Below are 16,475 nucleotides of genomic sequence, written 5' to 3'. Positions count from 1 at the left end.
GCCATGCGCAAGATCGATAGCCTGCGCCAGGTGCTCTCTACCTCGATCGAGGATCTGGCCAAGTCCAACGAGCGCCTGCGCGTCTGGATGGATCGCGGCACGGTGCAGTGCCGGCAGACGGCCACCTTTGGCTTCGCCATGGCCTATCGCGTCAATGTCCTGCTGATGGACATGACCACCGACATCGCGTCGATCGGCTATGTCATCTGCGCCTGGCTGCGCATCAACCAGCCCGACCTGCTGACGCCCGGCAAGGATGCCTTCGCGCTGGATCTCGATGTGCTCGACAACGGCAAATATGACGCGCTGATCCAGATCGACTTGAAGCAAAACGTCACCTGCGCCCTAAACGCGCAGGGCAAGATGCAGGTGGACTATCTGCCCGAGCCGGAGCCGCTCTTTGCCGACGATCTGCCCTTCCCCGGCCTCGACGCCGTGCCCGTGCTCAAGGCCGTGTCCGTGAGCGGTGACGGCCAGATCGCCCCCTTCGATCCGGCCGCCTGATGGCTGACGATGATCTGACCCGGCTCGACGAGTGGTTCGGGCAGATCCTGCAGGGCCTTGCCCCGGCCCAGCGCCGCCGTGCGGCCATGAAGCTGGGCCAGGCCCTGCGCCGCAGCAACCTCAAGCGCATCAGCTCGAACACCAATCCGGACGGCACCCCGTTCGAACCGCGCAAGGCCCGCTATGACCGCCAGGGCCGGCTGCGGATGAAAGCCGGCGCCAAGATGTTTCGCGGCCTGCGTATGGCCAAGCAATGGAAGATCGATGCGGACCAGGACGGCGTGGAAATCGCGCCAGCCTCGCCCGTGGCCGCGCGCATGGGCCGCGTCAGCCAGTTCGGCGAGACGATCACGGTCGGCCGCCTGCGCAACGGCAAGCGCATCCGCGCGCGCTACCCCGAACGCCGCCTGCTGGGCCTGTCCGATGAAGACGAGAATCTGGCCATGCTCATCGCAGCCGAAATGATCGATGTCGGCTCACCCAACAACTAATTGGAGAGCACGTCATTCGAACCGGCTACCGAGGTCATGGTCGCGCGCATCCCAATCTCGAATACTCTGTTCGAGACGCTCGCCAGCCGCACGTGACCAAGCCCGAACCTGAGGGTCACGATGGTCCGCTAGGGCAGCAACCAACGGGCGTCGACGCACGAAGCGCTGCGAGAACGGGCCCCATCCCGCCCCCGACAAGAAGCGCCGCTCGAAGCGAAGCAGCACCGCAGCCGGGTCGGGGCTCGCATCTACCAGCGAAAGCGCGATTGGTGTCCAGCGCAGCGTGTCACTGGTTGCGTCCTTGACGAAATAGGGCACGAGCTCAGCGACGCGCACCGACCGTTTCTCAGGGGCCTCCGCAACCCAGGCGAGCAGCGTTTCATTGTCGAGTTTGTCGCCGCTGCCGTCGCGACCATCGTCATCGGCGTGCCTGCCGCCAAAAAATTGCTCGACCAGATAGTCATTAACCTCCTGCCCGACTATTTCGTCGAGGACGACTGCAGGGAAACGATTCATCAGCAGAGTGCAGAGTTCATGGAAGTCCCGATAGCTTCGGTACTTGCCCCGCGCCAGCGAGCGCAGTGTCGCGCACACTCGGCCGGCAGCATCAGTTGCGTCCTTTCCTACTAGGACTGTTCTAGCAATCTGGGCCAATTCGTGTCCGTGGCGCTCAAGGTCGTTGGAATAGCTTTGCGGATCACAAAGGAAAGTCCGCCCCAACGCGATCAGCGCCGGATCGACGGTGCGGTTGTCGGTTCGGTCCGCAAAAATGCGCATCTGCAAAACCTGGATGGCGGGCAATATACCACCGTCTATGCCGTAGAGTTCGGCCAAGAAACTGGCGAGGTCGGCTGCGGGAATCGGCTCTGTGGCTCGGCCCATCATCAATGCCTCAAAGGCGGCAGGCGCGATATAGCCCTTTTCGAGCGCATGGCTGAAACGGCGAAGCGCGGCTACATCCAGTGGGATAGCACTGTGCAACCGGACCAGGTGAGGAGCCAGGTTGGGGTTGTCGGCGACGATATCAAGCTTGGCGTGAACCCAGTCCGGATCTCTTCCATTCATGCCGGCGAAGATGCCGCCAAGCAGGTGCGGATCCACCTGCTCGGGGGATGCTGTAAACAGTCCAAACGCTACGGCCCACAATGGGTACGGATCGTCGCTATGGCGAGTAAGCCCGGTCATGAATTGCCAGACACTGTTCTGCCCCTGGGACACGGCCGCGCGCGCGATAAAAGGCGAGGGATCATGTTTGCACCTTGCTAGGTGGCGGCCGACTGCTTGAGCAAGCAGCCCAGCATTGCGCACCGGATTTTTAGAGCGCCCGCTTGGATGCCAGTGCCGCCACGGAGCGCCAAGAACGAAAGTTTCAAACAAGTCATCGAATGTGCGGGGTCGGAAGTCCTGCTCGAGTTCATGGAGTTGCGTGAGCAGTTCCTTGTCGGTGGTGTTCTCGCCCTCATCAGAGCGGCGGGCCGAGAAGTGGAGCGCGTCGTTCACCGCGCGCCAGCCTTCCTCCCAGTAGGTGCCGCCCTGCAGTGCGCGCATCGCCTCAAAGGCCAGCGTGCCAATCCCGTTGTTGAGGTGCTGACGGAAGTGTTTGGCGATAATCTTGCGCGCCTGTGCCGCATGCGGGCCACCGTCCTTTGCAACCTTGAGCAGGCGTTGGTACGCCGCCTCATACCATGCGTGAAAACCGGCACCATTTGGCGGGCGCCATTCGGTGAGCACCTGCCGCGCCCCGAATTCGAGATTGAGCGATGAGCTTAAATGACCCGTAGTCAACATTTGGTCGAGAGCTTCGACACCAATCTTGCCGATCGACTCTTTAGGGTCGCCTAGCAGCCGATCGACGAAGGCAAGCCGGGCGTTTTGGTCGGCGAGCGTGAATGAGAGGACGGGCGAGAACCGCTCCAACAAATGAATCTTGGCTGTGTCGTGTCCCAGCGGGAGTTCGGCAAGCGCAAAGGCAAGCAATGCTTCAACCGCACGGGCAAATAGCATAGGATCATGTGCGATCAGCACGAGCAGTTGGGTCAGTTCGCTTCGTTGATCACGATTGGGATCAACAAGCGTTGCACAGGCAGGGCCAGCTAGGCTGCGCTCGATTGCCCGCAGCGCCGCGTTGGGTGCCGCGGGCGCAGCGCGCAGGAACGCGCGCTGCATATCGCCGGACAGCAGCTCAGGCCGCGACAGCGCTCCCCCCTCCCCAAACATCCTCTCCGCCAACCGAACGGCAGCCACCTCATCGTGAAGGTTTCCGATCCGCCGCGCAAACGAGGCGAAGAGGCGCGACGGCCCTGCGAGGAAGCGCGCCAGCAAAGATTCCGGATCGCTTCTGCGGATCAGCGGCGCCGCAAGCATGTTGGCGAGAGGCGGCGGCATCACCGCTCGTTGCGCACCGCGCTGCTGCGTCACGCCCCAGTCGAGGAAGGTCGCGATGTTCCGATAGAAGTGATCGGCATCGACGCCCGCGATTCCCGCCAGCACACCATGTTCGCTCGCATGACCGTCGCCTGCCGATGTGTAAAAGGCGTAGACGAGCGAGGCCGCCTCGGCGCAGATCCGAGCCGATGGTTCCCGCTCCTGTCGGTTCGCCTGGAACAATCGCTCCACGAGCTCACTGTCGTTGAGCTTGGACAGGTCGCCGCCCTCGGCGCCGGTCTCGGCAATCTTTAGTGCGATTCGCGCGTTGCCGCCTGAAAATTGGGCGAGATGCCGCCACTCCGCGTCTGTGAGCTGAGGGAACCGCTGCTTGAGCACCGCATACAAAATATCCTCGCTGTTGTTGCCGAGAGCAACAAGGCGTCCGAGGGGCTGTTCGCTGCCGATATCATAGTCGATCGTTAACAGGCTGGCCCGGCTCAGTTTGTGGCCAACTATCTGGGCAAGCTGATTGTGCGTGCGTTGCGCGCAATTATCGACGACGATCACCGCCTCGGTTCCTGACATCGCGATCTGTTCGGCAAGCAGCGCCGGGCTTGTCGCTAGGTCGAGACCGGCGTCGCCATAAATAGCTCGCGAGGCAGCAAGCGGCGGTCCAACGTCGATCCTCTGATCGAACAAGGCTTCAGCGAGGCGCGTCTTGCCCATGCCGGAAATGCCGATAAGACGCACCACGCCCCCGGGCTGCACGAGGACAGATCGAATCTCGTTGATCGCGGCCTCAATGCTCGTTTCTGCTCCGTTGCTCGTCACTCGCACCGTGGCGTCGAACAAATAAGGCTTGGTTTCCGCTTCCGGCGCCGACCAACCACCATAAGGGCGCCATCCCCTGATGGGCCTCCCGATTTGGCCGAGCAGCCATATCGCAACGCCGAGATGCGCGTTGGTCCAGCGCGCCACGCGGTCGGCGCCGTAGAAATCGAGCGCGACCTTATCTTTGCCGGGGACATCCGCGAGAGCGGCGCGCATCGCGATCAGACGCTGCTCACGTGCCGATTTGGATGGGTCATCAGTCGAAAAGATGATGTAGGCGCCACCCTTATCCGCAAGTTCGGCAAATATCGGTCGCACGATACCCTTCGGGCGCATTTCCTTCGCGAGCTTGCGTGGTGCCATTGCCTCGGCTTTGCATTGGAAATAGACGGTGCGGCGCGGCAGCCAATCGCCTGGCTCGGGGCTGCCATTCCATTCGATTGCGCCATCGACACCGCCATCGGCGGCGATTTGGTTACCGCCGACTTCGATGCCCGACGCCAATATCCCATTCTTCTTAGCCTCGGCCATGAGCAAGCGCTCTAGCAATTCACGCAACAGTACGTCCGACACCGCGCGGACCATTTCCTTGGTGACTTCGAACGGACCCAACTTATCTATCCTCCATCGCTGCCTGTCCCTTACCAAGATTTTCGGCTCGATGCTTGGTTAGGGGCAGTCGAAAACTTGGACTGCTATTTTCATAAGGTTTTCAAAGCAAATCGGGATATGGCTCAAATACTGCTCGGCTGCAAACGGCCTCTTGTCGCCGTATATGAGGCGGTAGAGCGGACCCGCAACGGCGGCGCATTTGACATAAAGCGTCGATCGGCAGGCCGCGTGGCTCTGCGCTGGACAGGTAGAGCCAGCCTCTACCCGTCCAGCGCCTCCCCGCGCGCGCGAAGCCGCGCCATGCCGGGGCCATGGCCGACAGCACCACCGCAATTGACCTTTCCCAGCTCCCCGCCCCCACGGTGGTGGAGCAGCTGTCCTACGAGGACATCCGCGCCGCTGCCGTGGCCAAGATGGTGGAGGATTTGCCCACCTTCGACGCCACGGTAACCAGCGATCCGGCGGTCAAGGTGCTCGAGGTCTATGCCTACCGCGAACTGCTCCTGCGCCAGCAGTTCAACGAGCGGGCCAAGCAAGTGATGCTGGCCTATGCCACCGACACGAACCTGGACCAGCTGGGCGCGCTGCTCAATGTCGCGCGGCTGAGCGGCGAGCAGGACGATGCCTACAAGGCGCGCATCCAGCTGGCGCCCGAAGCCTTTTCGGTGGCCGGGCCGGCCAGCGCCTATCGCTATTATGCGCTCTCCGCCGCCAGCACGGTTGCCGATGCCAGCGTGACCAGCCCCAAGCCCGACGACATTCGCGCGCTGGTGCTGGGCATGCTGGCCGACCATGGCGCCGAGGCCGGGCTGGTGGCGGCGATGACTGCCGCGCTCGATGGGGCGACCTGGCCGGGCACGGTGATTGTCGCGCTGCTCTCTGCGCAAGGCGACGGATCGGCCAGCGACGATGAGATCGAGGCCGTCGAATTGGTGATTGCCGAAGACGAGGACGTGCGGCCCGTCACCGATCTGCCCCAGGTGCGCTCGGCCGAGATTGTCGAATACGAGATCGATATCGATCTGACGCTGTTCAGCGGCCCCGATGAAACCGTGGTGCTGGCCGCCGCGCAGGCCGGGGTGGAAGCCTACAAGGCCACCTCGCGCAAGCTGGGGCGCTCGATCACGCGGGCCGGGCTTTATGCCGCTGCTGTTGTGGCGGGCGTGCAGAACGCCCTGGTCAACAAGCCGGCGGCCGATGTGACCGTGGGCCGCACGCAATGCGCCAATTGCGTGGGCACCGCCGTGAGGATTGCCGGCCGTGTCGAGTGACAGCCTGCTCCCGCCCAATTCCACGCCGCTCGAGGTGGCCTTGGCGCGCCTGGGCTTGCGCTTCGACGATATCGACCTGCCGATCGAGCAGCTGTGGGATCCGGCGACGTGCCCCATCGCGGTGCTGCCCTGGCTGGCCTGGTCGCTGTCGGTCGACAAGTGGGACGCCGATTGGTCGGAAGAGCAGAAGCGTGCCGTCACCGCCCGCGCCATTGCCGACCAGCGCCGCAAGGGCAGCGTTACGGCGGTCAAGGCTGCGCTGGCCGGGATCGATAGCCTGTTGACCCTGGTGGAATGGCACCAGACTGCCCCGCGCGGCGTGCCGCACACCTTTGCCGTGCACTTGCCGGCGATCGGCGCCGATGGCGTGGCGGGCGGCGCGCGGGTTTCGGCCGCCACCACGGCGCAGATCATTGCCGATGTCGTGCGTGTCTCGCCCGCGCGCAGCCATTTCGACGTGGTGATCGACCTGGCCGTGGCGGGCGCCACCGCCGCCACCGGCGCCGCCCATGCCGCGCTCTATCGCCGCGTCGCCGCCGGGCCGGACACCAGCGGCACCGACTGGGCCGCGCTGATCACCGACGAGATCGGCGAACCGCTGACCGACGATACCGGCCAATTTCTCGATGGGAGTGCCGCTTGATGACCGCGCTTGTCCTGCAAATCACCGACGCGGGCCGCGCGGCCATGGTCGATCCGGCGGGCGGCACGCGCACCGTGCGCATCGCCTCGGCCGGGCTGACCGCCGCCACCTTCATCGCCGCGCCCACGCTCGAGGCGCTGCCGGGCGAGTTCAAGCGGCTCGACACCGTTTCCGGCCAGGCCGTGGCGCCCGACACCGTGCACCTCACGCTGCGCGATAGCGGCACCGATGCCTATGCCGTGCGCGGTTTCGGGCTTTACCTCGAGGACGGCACGCTGTTTGCCGTCTACGGCCAGGCCGATGCCATCCTTGAAAAGGCAGCGGCGGCCACGTTCTATCTGGCCATCGACTGGACGCTGGCCGCTGCCGACGTGGCCGCGATTACGTTCGGCGACACCACGTTCTTGAACCCGCCCGCCACCGAGCAGGTGGCCGGGGTGGCCCAGCTGGCGACCATTGCCGAAGCGCTGGGCGGCCTGGTGGCCGACAAGATGATCACCCCCGCCACGATGGCCCAGGTGCTGGCCGGCTATGTCAATGCCGCGCAGCTGGGCGCGGCCGGCGGGGTGGCAACGCTGGGCGAAGATGGCAAGCTGGCGGTGGAGCAGCGCCCGGCCATCGACCTGATCGACGTCTGGCCGGTGGCCGACCAGGCCGCGATGCTGGCCAAGGCCGATGCGACGGTGGGCGACTTCGCGGTGCGCGCCGACAACGGCCTGGTCTATGTGCTGCAGGCCCTGCCGCCCAGCACGCTGGCCAACTGGCTGGAGATCACCACGCCATCCCCGGTCGGCTCGGTCAACGGCAAGGTCGGCGCCGTGGTGCTCAATGCCGGCGATGTCGGCGCGGTGCCCAGCGGGCGCAAGGTCCAGACCAGTGGCGGCCTGCTGTCGGGCGGCGGCACCCTCGCGGGCGATCTCACCCTGTCGCTCACTGCCGCCAGCGCAGCCGAAGCGGCGGCGGGCGCGGCGGGCGACAAGGTGCTCACCCCGGCCAGCCTCGCCACGATCCTCGCCACCCTGGCGGCCAAGGCCAATGGCGCGGCCACCGTTTCGGCGGGCGGGCTGCTGACCGGCGGCGGCGCGCTCTCGGGCAATCCCACGATCAGCCTGGCGGCGGCCAGTGCGGCCGAGATCCTCGCCGGCACCGAGGCGGGCAAGGCGGTGACCCCGGCGGGCCTGGCCGGTCTGCCCAAGAGCCTCACCCCCAATGGCCTGTGGACCTTCCCCGGCGGGCTGAAGCTGATGTGGGTGCAGGTGCGCCAGCTGATCAACACCGAGCGGGTGATCACCGTCGCCTATCCCGACAGCTTTGCCAGCTTCGTGGTGCCGCTCGCGCTGGTTGGCTGGAACAACGCCTTCTCGATCAGCCGCGATCTCTGGCTCCAGTTCGTGGGCGATCCCGGCCTGTCCAGCTGCACGATCCAGACCCAGTCCGACGACGGCCAGGACATGCGCCTCGACGGCTTCAACGCTCTTTTCCTGGGGGTGTGACCATGTCCCACATCTATTACAGCGCCGCACGTGGCGGCTTCTTCCACGCGGCCAACCACGCCACGCTGCCCGACGATGCCGTGCGCGTCTCGCGCCAGCGCCACCGGCAGTTGTTGGACGCCCAGGCCCAGGGCTGCCAGATCGTGCCGAACGACAAGGGCCGCCCGGTGCTGGCCCCCGTGGCGCCGCCCAGCCTCGAGCAGCTGCGCGCCCAGGCCACCGCCGCCGTCAACCGCGAAGCCGCGCGCCGCATCAAGGCCGTGGCCACCATCGAGCGCCAGACCAACGACAACGCCCTGATCGCCCAGGCCGCCCTGGCCGCCGCCACCGGCGCCGCGCAACCCGCCGGCCTCGCCGAAGCGCTCGCCCGCCGCGCGGCGATCGACGCCGTTCGCGCCGCGTCCAACCGCATCGCCGCTCTGATCGCGCAGATGCCGGCGGCAAACCTGACCGACTTTGACGCCACGGCCGAGCGCTTGTGGGTGGAGGGCTGATCCATGGCCAAGATTTCCGACCTTCCTTTGGTCGCGGAGCCCAGCGGCACAGAAACCGCCGTCATCCTCAAGGACGGCGTGGCCCAGCGCGCGCCGCTCGATCAAGTGGTGATGGCCGCTTCCGCGCCCGCGCTGGCGGCGATGCAATTGCTGCGCAATCAGACAGCCGACCAGGCTGCGGCGGCAGCGGCCAGCGCGGCGGCGGCCGGCGCAGCGGTCGATGCCCGGCTCGGTCTGCTCAATCCGGTCGAGTTCGAGGCTTGTGGCTGGCTCGATGTGCTGGTCGATGCCGATTTCCGCATCATCGCGGGCGTCGATGATACCGGCGCGATCTACATCGAGGGTGTGCGCGTCGCCGCGCCCGCGCAATACAACTACGGCGGCCAGGTCGTGGTCTATCTCGACGCGGTCGAATATGAGGCTTGCGGCTATCTTGATGTCGAAGTCGATGCCGATTTCCGCATTCTGTCCGCTACGGAATTGCCGGGCACCGCCACGCCGCCGCCGGTCGATCCGGCCACGCTTTACGACCTGATCGACCTGTCCGACGGGGTGAACACCGCCACCCATTCGCTTGCCCGCGCCGATGGTGCGCTGGTCAAGCTGGCGCCGGCGGGATCGGATCACACGGCGCTGGCGATCCGCCCCGATGGCTTTGCCGTCTACCGCTCCACCCGCGCCAATGGACCGCCTGGCGGGCTTTTCGCGCGCGATCTGGCCGGGCTCGGCCCGGAACGGCCGCTCGTGCCCTATCGCCGCATCGTTGCCGTGGGCGATAGCCTCACTTACGTCGCGGGCATTGCGGCCAATTCCTATTGGTACAAGCTGGGCCAACGCCTGGGGTGGCCCGCCGTTGGCTTCGGCGTCAACGGCCAGACCGCGCGCCAGGCGGCGGCTCGCTATGGCGCAAGGCCGGTCTATGTGGCGCTCACCGGCGACCAGATTCCCGCCACGGGCAGCGCCGCGCTGACCGCGATCAGCGAAAGCCCGATCACCCCCGGCCTGCCGAACCTGGTCATTGCCGGCACTCTGGCCAACGTGGCGGGCAAGCTGTCGTGGGACCAGAACACGGGCATCTTCGCTTTCACCCGCAGCGCGGCAGGCGCCGCAGTGGCCGTGGCACCGGGCACCCGCTTTTATCCCACCGGTGCGGGCGTCGGCTCCGGCGCCATCGTCCCCTATCAGTGGGACGGGCTGCTGATCGCCTGGGCGGCGCGCAATTCGTACTACGAGGCCGAGAGCATCATCGAGAACCTCGAGCTGATCGTCGCCGCGCAGATGCCGCTGTCGAAGCGCTTCTTCGTGCCGCTGTGCCTCTATTCCAACGAGGACGGCATCGGCACCAGCAACCGCCAGGTGATCGACCGCACCAACGCCATGATCAAGGCGCGCTGGCCCAAGAACTGGATCGATTTCAACGGTCCCCTGCAGAATGCCGGCAATGGCAGCGCGCAGGATCTGGCCGATATCGCCGCCGGCTACACCCCCACATCCCTGCGCATCAAGGACAGCGACGGCACCACCGTCGATTTCCTGCACACCAATGCCGCCGGCAACGCCGTCCAGTCGGACACCCTCTACAACGCAATCGTCGCGAAAGGCTGGAACCTGTGAGCACCGCCGTCAACGCCCGGCAATATGCCGAACTCCACACCAACAACCCCGCCTACAAGGTCTTGCAGCGCGACAAGATCATCGACGAAGGCACCATCGGCCTGTTCGATTTCGGGTACAAATGGGGCTACGCGGCAAGGGTTTCGCCCGTGGTTGGCGGAACCAGCTTTGCCAACTTCGTGAAGGGCGGCGCGCCTGCGGTGAACGGCCCGCTCGCCAAGGCTTGGGCTGGCAACCAGATCGCTTTTCCCATGGGCCATGCCAGCGCGAATGTCGCGCTTCCCGCCGCGTGGAAAATGCCGGCCGGCGCCAGCCATTTTGCCATCGGCTTTTTGGGCAAGGTCGCCACGTCGGGCTATCCCACCGGGGCGGCGGGCACCCAGAACGCATTGATCCTGGGCTGTCGGGCAGGCGGGAACGCGCAGTATCAGTTCTATTTCCAGTACGACAAGACGACCGGGGCGATGACCAGGGCGTTTCTCGGGTTCAACCTGCAGCTGTTCGACATCACGGCCTTCATGCCCACCGATGGCCTGGAGCATCACTTCGCCATCGAGTTCGAAGTGATCACCGCAAGCACCTGGCAAGCGCGGTTCTGGGTGGACAATGCGATCAAGTACACCAGCCCCCCGCAGGCCTGGTCCGGAGCGCTCAACCAGGCCGGCGCCGCCGTCCCGGCAATCGGCGCCTATTACCAGGCCAGCACCTATGAAACCGCCGCGTTCTCGATCGGGCGCATCTGGTTGCAGGATCCCACGATTGCCGGCGCCAAGAGCATCGCGGCGATGAACGCGGCCGATTTCGCCAGGAACTTCGCGCGGTTCGGGTAAGCGGTAAGCCCCGCCTCTACCCACTCACCCCGTCCCCCCGCGCGCGCGATGGCCTTACCACTGGCCATCGCGCGCGTTTGCGCATGTGCCGCCAGGGACCGACCCGTGAAACACTATTTCGATGCTCTGCCCGACGGCGTGAAGCACGCGCTCGATCTCACATCCATTGCCGCCTTGCTCGGGAGCCTGATCAGCGTGCTGCCTGCCATCGCTTCCGTGCTCACCATCGTCTGGACCGCCATCCGCATCTACGAGACGCCCACGGTCCAGGGCCTGATCCATCGAAAGGAACGGCTATGACCAGCATTGCCGATTTGCAGGCGCGCATCGGCGCCAAGCCCGATGGAGACTGGGGGCCGAAATCCAAGGCCGCCCTGCTCACCCGCTTCGCCAACCGCACCGCCCCCGCGATCACGGCGGCCGATGTCGCTGCCATGGCCAAGCGCCTGGGCTGCTCCTATCGCCAGCTCGATGCCGTCCGCACCGTGGAATCGGCGGGCAAGGGCTTCGACGGCGATGGCCGGCCCAAGATCCTGTTCGAGCGCCACAAGTTCCATCGCTTCACCGCTGGCAAGTTCTCGCCCGCGCCGTTCAGCCAATCCGCTGCAGGCGGCTATACCATCGATGCCGATCGCAACGGCGTGAACGACAACTGGGACAAGCTCTCGGCCGCCATCGCCACGGGTGCGGTCGATGGCGCGTTCATGTCGGCCAGCTGGGGCGCGTTCCAGATCATGGGAGAGTGGTGGGACGAGCTGGACTATGCCAGCCCGTTGGACATGGCGCTCGGCTGCGTCGCCAGCGAAGCGGCCCATCTCGAAATGCTTGGCCGCTATATCGAGCATTTCCGGCTGAACAGCGCCCTCGCCGCGCTCACCAGCAACCCCGTCACCTGCCGCGCCTTCGCCGCCGCCTACAACGGCCCCGGCTATCGCGCGAACCGGTACGATGAAAAGCTCGCCGAAAGGATGGCCGGATGATCACGCGCATCCTCACTGAACTGCGCACGCTGCAGCGCTATTGGAGCGTGCGTCTCGCTGCCCTGGCCGCCTTGATCGCCGCCTGGCTGGTCAGCGATCCCACTGTGCTCCCCCGCCTGGTCGATACGCTGCCCGAGGCCTGGCGCCCGGTAGCCTCGATCCTTGTTGGCTTCGCCACCTTCGCCTTGCCCACCATCGCGCGCTGGCTTCCCCAGCCCGGCGCAGCGCCAACGGAGGCAGGCGAATGACCTCGCTCATTACCAAGGTTCTCGCCCTGATCCGCCAACGCCCCGGCGCTTCCCTTGTCGCCCTGGCGCTGCTGGCCTGCGCCGTCGCCCTGGGATGGCTCCTGGTCGACCGCGCAAACCTGCGCGCCGATCTCGCCACCGCTCAGACCGAGCTGGCCAAGGTCAAGGATGCCCAACCCGCCGCCCGCGCTGCCCAGGCGGCCGTCAACCATCAACCGGCCGCCGTCTCGGCCACGATCGCGGAGATCTCCGATGCGCAAGCCTCTGCCTATTACGAGCGCGGCCGCGCTGCTGGCGCTGCCTATGCTGCTGCTCACCGCGTGCCAGCATCCTGTCCTGCAAGTCAGCCCGGACACGCCGATCTGCCCGGAGCCGATCACCCTGCCCCGCTCGATGACGGCGCCGGTTCAGCAGCCGACGATGTTGCCCTCTCCCGCGCCGACTTCGAAATCCTCACCGGCAACAGCCTCCGCCTCGCCCAGGTGTATCAGGATGCCCAAGCCCTGATCGCCGCCGGCATCGCGGTCGCCCCGCCGGACGCGCCCGCGCCATGACCGACGACGAAGACATCCCGGCCGACCCCTCCACCCTGATCCGTCTGGGCACCATCGTATCGGTCACGCTGTCCCCGCCCCGGTGCGTGGTGCGCTATGGCGACCCGGAGACCGACGAAGACTGCGAAACCCCGCCCATCCGCTGGCTGGCGGGCCGCGCTGGTAAGACGCGCAACTGGTCCCCGCCCAGCGAGGGCGAAGAAGTCGTGCTCCTCTCCCCCGATGGCCAGATCGGCAACGCCGTCGCGCTCCTAGGCCTCAACAACGACAACGCGCCGCCCCCAGGCAACACTCTCGCCGAAGTGGTCGAATATGAGGACGGCGCGCGCGTTGGCTATGACCCCGAAAGCCACGCCCTCACAGCTATTCTGCCCGCGGGCGCCACTGCCACGATCGAGGCGACAGGTGGCATCGCCATTCACGGAGACGTGACGATCGAGGGTAAGCTAACCGCCAGCGAAGATGTGATCTGCGGCGGGAAAAGTTTCAAGAATCATACGCATGGCGCCGTTCAGGGGGGTTCCGGCCATACGGCTCCGCCGGACTAGAAGCAGCATTATGATCACGAACACTGGACCAGTCCAGCTACGCACCGGTTCTGGATACCTTGCTGACAAACCGTTTCGATCAACTATACTGCAGATCGATTCTGCAATGGGGGCGGTATGGCAGTGGGCGTTGATGAACTTGTTAGTTGGATGCTTGGCAAAAATAGATATTTTTACCACTTCACGGATACGCGCAATCTACCATCCATCGACCAGTTCGGTCTATTGCCGATGTCACGGCTCCGCCAATCAGGCATCGCTCCTGTCACTGGTGGGAATGCCACCAGCCTGAGCATCGATGCGACAAAGGGGTACGATAAGTTCGTACATCTGTGCTTTCGAAGCAGCCATCCGATGGCGTATGCCGCGTGCAAAGAGGGACGAATTGCCGAGGCCCGATTTTTGAAAATTTCGCCAAACGTGCTGAAGGAAAGCGGCGTTCTCGTTTCAGATATGATAGTGACCGCCAACCAGGCCACCCTAGGGCCACCAAGTGAAATGCTTGCCAAGCTAGATTTAGAAATTCTTTACAAAACGCTCGATTGGAAAATACCTGAAGTCAGAGATCGTTTAAAAATTGCGGAAAAATACGAAATACTAGTGCCTAATTATGTAAAAAGAGAATTTATAATCGGACTATAGATGGCAAAACGTCCAATATTCATTCCAGTTCTAGACAAACATAGGTTTGTTTTGGAGAAGTATGTCGATTTTCATTGGCATGCTGGATTTTCTGTAAGCCAAAAGCAAAAGTCAATATCTGACCTGCATGAGATGGCTAAAAGAACTTGGCCGGTAAAAAATCCTTTAGAGATTTCGTCAAAATCAGATGTCCCGGCGGGAAAAGCCCTTTCCTCCTTTAATCTTACATTTTTTACGAAAAAAGGCCGCCGATTAACGGTTGAGTCAGCTTTTCAAGGAAGCAAAGTTTTTGAGGACGGTGGCCCCTATTTGGATATTTTCGAAAAATCCCCGTTAGAGGCCAAACGAGATGAAAGACTGAAAAATTCTGGTGGTCTTGTCGGATTTCAATTTTATGGTGTTTACTGGCCCCTAGAACCAAAGACGTGCTTTTACGACTGGCTATACATTAATGCATTGTTAAAAAATACAGAACTAGCAGCAGAAACATTACAATACGATTGCTTTACCGACATTGAGTTTAATCCAGAGAAGTCCATAAATTGCCAAGCGCGATCTGCTGCGCTCTACTGCGCCTTATACAACACCGACATGCTTGATTATTATTTGGAATCTCCCGAGCGTTTCCGCTCCCTCTACGCCGGCCGCGTGTCCGAACCTGGAATCAAAAACCCAAAAAATCTGATCTAGATTTTCGCCTCGCGCAAATCTGATGGTGAATTACACGGTAAAGCCCGCCCTTACCCGTACCCCGTCTCGCCTGCGCGCGTGGCGGGGGGCATGGCGCTGGGCATGAACGGCATGGACGCCACCACGGGAAAGCCCCTTTCGGGCGTTGCGCACCTGGCGCAGCGCGTGGGCCAGATCCTGTCCACGCCCATCGGCACCCGCGTCCAGCGCCGCGATTTCGGCTCGCTCTGGCAAGAGCTGATCGACCAGCCCACCAACGCCGCCACCGCGCACCTGCTGCGCGCCGCCACCGCGCTGGCCATCCAGACGTGGGAGACGGAATTGACCGTCACCAAGGTCACGCTTTCCGGCACCCCGGCCGAGGGCAACCTCGCGGCCAACATCACCGGCAAAACCGCCCAGGCCCTCGGCAACAGCCTGGTCACCCTCACCATCCCGCTCCCCGCGCCCACCCGCTGAAGGATCTTGGCCATGGCCCACGGCATCACCCTTATCGAATCCACCACCGGCACCCGCACGATCAGCACCAAGTCGAGCGCCATAATTGGCCTGATCGGCACGTCCACCGCCGTGGCACCCGAAAACCAGGCCGCGATCGATGCGGCGTTTCCGCTCAACACCCCGGTTCTGTTCACCTCGGCCGCTGTCGCCGCCGGCAAGGCAGGCAGCGCCGGCACGCTCAAGGCCGCGCTCGAGGCGATCGACGATGTGGTCACCCCCACTATCGTCATCGTGCGCGTGGCCGTGGGCGTGGACGAAGAGGCGCAGGATGCCGCCGTGATAGGCGCGACCGATGGCGCCAGCTACACCGGCATGCAGGCACTGCTCACCGCCGAGGCTGTCACCGGCTACCGCCCGCGCATCATTGGCGCCCCTGGCCTCGATACCCAGGCGGTGACCACCAAGCTGGCGATCGTGGCCAAGAAGCTGCGCGGCATTGCCTATGCCCGCGCGATCGGCGCCACCAATGCCGAGGCTCGCACCTATCGCGAGGAATTCGGCGCGCGCGAGCTGATGCTCATCTGGCCCAACAGCTCGGCCACCATCACCGGCGACGCCGTCGCCCGCGCGCTCGGCATGCGCGCCTATCTCGATGAAACGGTGGGCTGGCACAAAACGATCAGCAATGTGACCGTGCCCGGCATCACCGCGATCACGCAGGACGTGCATTACGATCTGCTCGACAACGACACCGATGCCGGCCTGCTCAACGATGCCGATATCACCACGATCATTCGCACGTCGGCGGGCTATCGCTTCTGGGGCAACCGCACCTGCGCGGGCGACGATCAGAGCCAGTATGTCTTCGAAAGCGCGGTGCGCACGCTCTACGCGCTGCAGGATGTGATCGCCGAAACCTTCAGCCCGTTCTTCGACCAGCCCATGACCGTGGGCCTGATCAAGGACCAGCTCGAAACGGCTAACGCGCAGTTCCGCAAGCTGGTGCGCGACGGCAAGGTGATCGGCGCCCAGGCGTTCTTCGATGCCGATGCCAACACCTCGGCCGAGCTGGCCGCCGGCCGTCCCAATTTCCGCATCCAGTTCACCCCCTGCGCCCCGATGGAAAACCCGCAGGTCAACCTGGTGATCACGGACATCTACTACACCGGCTTCGCGGCAAGCGTGACCGGCTGATCCCCTTCCCACCCGCGTCACCCCTGAA

Annotated in this window: 18 protein-coding genes; 17 read left to right on the top strand and 1 reads right to left on the bottom strand. The window is 64.2% G+C overall.

Translation table 11 applies throughout. The features are described 5' to 3' along the window. Positions 1-3 precede the first annotated feature (3 nt). Both FHW94_RS13195 and FHW94_RS13190 read left to right on the top strand, forming a co-directional pair. Positions 4-504, top strand: a complete 501-nt coding sequence (locus FHW94_RS13195; protein ID WP_168556305.1) for a phage tail protein — start codon at positions 4-6, stop codon at positions 502-504. Further along, positions 504-995, top strand: coding sequence for a phage virion morphogenesis protein (locus tag FHW94_RS13190; RefSeq protein ID WP_168556304.1), 492 nt, complete (start codon positions 504-506; stop codon positions 993-995). Before FHW94_RS13195 ends, FHW94_RS13190 begins: the two co-directional genes overlap by 1 nt. 12 nt (positions 996-1,007) lie before the next feature. Here FHW94_RS13190 and FHW94_RS13185 read toward each other — a convergent pair whose 3' ends face one another. Next, complete coding sequence (locus FHW94_RS13185) at positions 1,008-4,805, bottom strand: hypothetical protein (RefSeq protein ID WP_168556303.1); 3,798 nt, start codon at positions 4,803-4,805, stop codon at positions 1,008-1,010. A 311-nt stretch (positions 4,806-5,116) separates the two neighbouring features. On the opposite strand from FHW94_RS13185, the gene FHW94_RS13180 reads away from it, so the two are divergent. The 15 genes from FHW94_RS13180 (at position 5,117) to FHW94_RS13110 (ending at position 16,447) form a co-directional block, all read left to right on the top strand. Beyond that, complete coding sequence (locus tag FHW94_RS13180) at positions 5,117-6,076, top strand: baseplate J/gp47 family protein (RefSeq protein WP_168556302.1); 960 nt, start codon at positions 5,117-5,119, stop codon at positions 6,074-6,076. Continuing rightward, positions 6,066-6,719, top strand: a complete 654-nt coding sequence (locus FHW94_RS13175) for a phage tail protein I (RefSeq protein WP_168556301.1) — start codon at positions 6,066-6,068, stop codon at positions 6,717-6,719. The genes FHW94_RS13180 and FHW94_RS13175 overlap by 11 nt, the downstream gene beginning before the upstream one ends. Then, complete coding sequence (locus tag FHW94_RS13170; protein ID WP_168556300.1) at positions 6,719-8,212, top strand: hypothetical protein; 1,494 nt, start codon at positions 6,719-6,721, stop codon at positions 8,210-8,212. Before FHW94_RS13175 ends, FHW94_RS13170 begins: the two co-directional genes overlap by 1 nt. 2 nt (positions 8,213-8,214) lie before the next feature. Continuing rightward, complete coding sequence (locus FHW94_RS13165) at positions 8,215-8,706, top strand: hypothetical protein (RefSeq protein ID WP_168556299.1); 492 nt, start codon at positions 8,215-8,217, stop codon at positions 8,704-8,706. A 3-nt stretch (positions 8,707-8,709) separates the two neighbouring features. After that, a complete protein-coding gene (locus FHW94_RS13160; RefSeq protein ID WP_168556298.1) occupies positions 8,710-10,320 on the top strand; it encodes a hypothetical protein in 1,611 nt (536 codons plus the stop codon). Beyond that, the gene (locus FHW94_RS13155; protein ID WP_168556297.1) at positions 10,317-11,150 is read left to right on the top strand and encodes a hypothetical protein; all 834 of its coding nucleotides are present in this window, start codon (positions 10,317-10,319) and stop codon (positions 11,148-11,150) included. Before FHW94_RS13160 ends, FHW94_RS13155 begins: the two co-directional genes overlap by 4 nt. 105 nt (positions 11,151-11,255) lie before the next feature. After that, positions 11,256-11,450: a hypothetical protein gene (locus FHW94_RS13150; RefSeq protein ID WP_168556132.1), complete on the top strand. Its 195-nt coding sequence runs from the start codon at positions 11,256-11,258 to the stop codon at positions 11,448-11,450. Further along, positions 11,447-12,130 carry an N-acetylmuramidase domain-containing protein gene (locus FHW94_RS13145; RefSeq protein ID WP_168556296.1) on the top strand — a complete coding sequence of 228 codons (684 nt, stop codon included), beginning with the start codon at positions 11,447-11,449 and terminating at the stop codon, positions 12,128-12,130. The genes FHW94_RS13150 and FHW94_RS13145 overlap by 4 nt, the downstream gene beginning before the upstream one ends. Next, positions 12,127-12,378 (top strand): hypothetical protein, encoded by a 252-nt coding sequence (locus tag FHW94_RS13140; RefSeq protein ID WP_168556295.1) that lies wholly within the window; start codon positions 12,127-12,129, stop codon positions 12,376-12,378. Before FHW94_RS13145 ends, FHW94_RS13140 begins: the two co-directional genes overlap by 4 nt. Continuing rightward, positions 12,375-12,932 (top strand): hypothetical protein, encoded by a 558-nt coding sequence (locus tag FHW94_RS13135; protein WP_168556294.1) that lies wholly within the window; start codon positions 12,375-12,377, stop codon positions 12,930-12,932. The genes FHW94_RS13140 and FHW94_RS13135 overlap by 4 nt, the downstream gene beginning before the upstream one ends. Further along, a complete protein-coding gene (locus tag FHW94_RS13130) occupies positions 12,929-13,480 on the top strand; it encodes a phage baseplate assembly protein V (protein WP_168556293.1) in 552 nt (183 codons plus the stop codon). Before FHW94_RS13135 ends, FHW94_RS13130 begins: the two co-directional genes overlap by 4 nt. Before the next feature lie 117 nt (positions 13,481-13,597). Continuing rightward, a complete protein-coding gene (locus tag FHW94_RS13125) occupies positions 13,598-14,122 on the top strand; it encodes a DarT ssDNA thymidine ADP-ribosyltransferase family protein (RefSeq protein WP_168556292.1) in 525 nt (174 codons plus the stop codon). Beyond that, positions 14,123-14,812 carry a hypothetical protein gene (locus FHW94_RS13120; RefSeq protein WP_168556291.1) on the top strand — a complete coding sequence of 230 codons (690 nt, stop codon included), beginning with the start codon at positions 14,123-14,125 and terminating at the stop codon, positions 14,810-14,812. A 102-nt stretch (positions 14,813-14,914) separates the two neighbouring features. Then, on the top strand, positions 14,915-15,271 hold the full coding sequence (locus tag FHW94_RS13115) for a GPW/gp25 family protein (RefSeq protein ID WP_168556290.1): 357 nt from the start codon (positions 14,915-14,917) through the stop codon (positions 15,269-15,271). A 12-nt stretch (positions 15,272-15,283) separates the two neighbouring features. Next, positions 15,284-16,447 carry a phage tail sheath subtilisin-like domain-containing protein gene (locus FHW94_RS13110; RefSeq protein ID WP_168556289.1) on the top strand — a complete coding sequence of 388 codons (1,164 nt, stop codon included), beginning with the start codon at positions 15,284-15,286 and terminating at the stop codon, positions 16,445-16,447. Positions 16,448-16,475 lie beyond the last annotated feature (28 nt).

It is taken from the genome of Novosphingobium sp. SG720 (assembly GCF_012275365.1).
In the GTDB taxonomy this organism is placed as follows: domain Bacteria; phylum Pseudomonadota; class Alphaproteobacteria; order Sphingomonadales; family Sphingomonadaceae; genus Novosphingobium; species Novosphingobium rhizosphaerae.
The sequence above is the reverse complement of the archived record's forward strand: the minus strand, read 5'-3'. Positions and strand labels throughout refer to the sequence as shown.

Coding starts and splice junctions, on each gene's coding strand:
- FHW94_RS13195 (WP_168556305.1), top strand. CDS start 4: ATGCGCAAGATCGATAGCCTGCGCCAGGTGCTCTCTACCTCGATCGAG.
- FHW94_RS13190 (WP_168556304.1), top strand. CDS start 504: ATGGCTGACGATGATCTGACCCGGCTCGACGAGTGGTTCGGGCAGATC.
- FHW94_RS13180 (WP_168556302.1), top strand. CDS start 5,117: ATGGCCGACAGCACCACCGCAATTGACCTTTCCCAGCTCCCCGCCCCC.
- FHW94_RS13170 (WP_168556300.1), top strand. CDS start 6,719: ATGACCGCGCTTGTCCTGCAAATCACCGACGCGGGCCGCGCGGCCATG.
- FHW94_RS13165 (WP_168556299.1), top strand. CDS start 8,215: ATGTCCCACATCTATTACAGCGCCGCACGTGGCGGCTTCTTCCACGCG.
- FHW94_RS13160 (WP_168556298.1), top strand. CDS start 8,710: ATGGCCAAGATTTCCGACCTTCCTTTGGTCGCGGAGCCCAGCGGCACA.
- FHW94_RS13145 (WP_168556296.1), top strand. CDS start 11,447: ATGACCAGCATTGCCGATTTGCAGGCGCGCATCGGCGCCAAGCCCGAT.
- FHW94_RS13140 (WP_168556295.1), top strand. CDS start 12,127: ATGATCACGCGCATCCTCACTGAACTGCGCACGCTGCAGCGCTATTGG.
- FHW94_RS13135 (WP_168556294.1), top strand. CDS start 12,375: ATGACCTCGCTCATTACCAAGGTTCTCGCCCTGATCCGCCAACGCCCC.
- FHW94_RS13130 (WP_168556293.1), top strand. CDS start 12,929: ATGACCGACGACGAAGACATCCCGGCCGACCCCTCCACCCTGATCCGT.
- FHW94_RS13125 (WP_168556292.1), top strand. CDS start 13,598: ATGGCAGTGGGCGTTGATGAACTTGTTAGTTGGATGCTTGGCAAAAAT.
- FHW94_RS13120 (WP_168556291.1), top strand. CDS start 14,123: ATGGCAAAACGTCCAATATTCATTCCAGTTCTAGACAAACATAGGTTT.
- FHW94_RS13115 (WP_168556290.1), top strand. CDS start 14,915: ATGAACGGCATGGACGCCACCACGGGAAAGCCCCTTTCGGGCGTTGCG.
- FHW94_RS13110 (WP_168556289.1), top strand. CDS start 15,284: ATGGCCCACGGCATCACCCTTATCGAATCCACCACCGGCACCCGCACG.